The organism is Arthrobacter sp. Hb9-2 (genome assembly GCF_059091165.1).
This window is the reverse complement of the sequence record NZ_JBNHGJ010000106.1, coordinates 1-350: the sequence shown is the minus strand read 5'-3', so window position 1 is coordinate 350 and position 350 is coordinate 1. Positions and strand designations below refer to the sequence as shown.

Genomic DNA, 350 nt, shown 5'->3' with positions numbered 1-350 from the left:
AGTATGCAGCTTCACCAGTGCCACGACCGTGACCAGTTCAGACGTATCCAGAATCACGGTATCCGGCTGCGCTGATCCCACCTCATTTTCATGTCCGGTCAGCACATTTTCCCGGCTGAGAGGGGTGTCCTGACCGGCAGTTTCATCCGTGTCATCAAGCTCCTCTTTCAGCTCTGCCACACGGAGCGCCAGTTCTTCTTTCGTCCCCGTCAGGCTGACATCACGGTTCAGTTGTTCACCCAGCGAGCGGAGACGGGCAATCAGTTCATCTTTCGTCATGGACTCCTCCACAGAGAAACAATGGCCCCGAAGGGCCATGATTACGCCAGTTGTACGGACACGAACTCATC

1 protein-coding gene is annotated in these 350 nt (G+C 55.4%); it reads right to left on the bottom strand.

Annotated elements, in window-relative coordinates; translation table 11 throughout:
- A partial coding sequence (gene gpFI / locus AC5RV1_RS21405) for a DNA-packaging protein FI (protein WP_088368803.1) occupies positions 1–279 on the bottom strand: 279 nt, incomplete at its 3' end.
- Between the last annotated feature and the right edge of the window lie 71 nt (positions 280–350).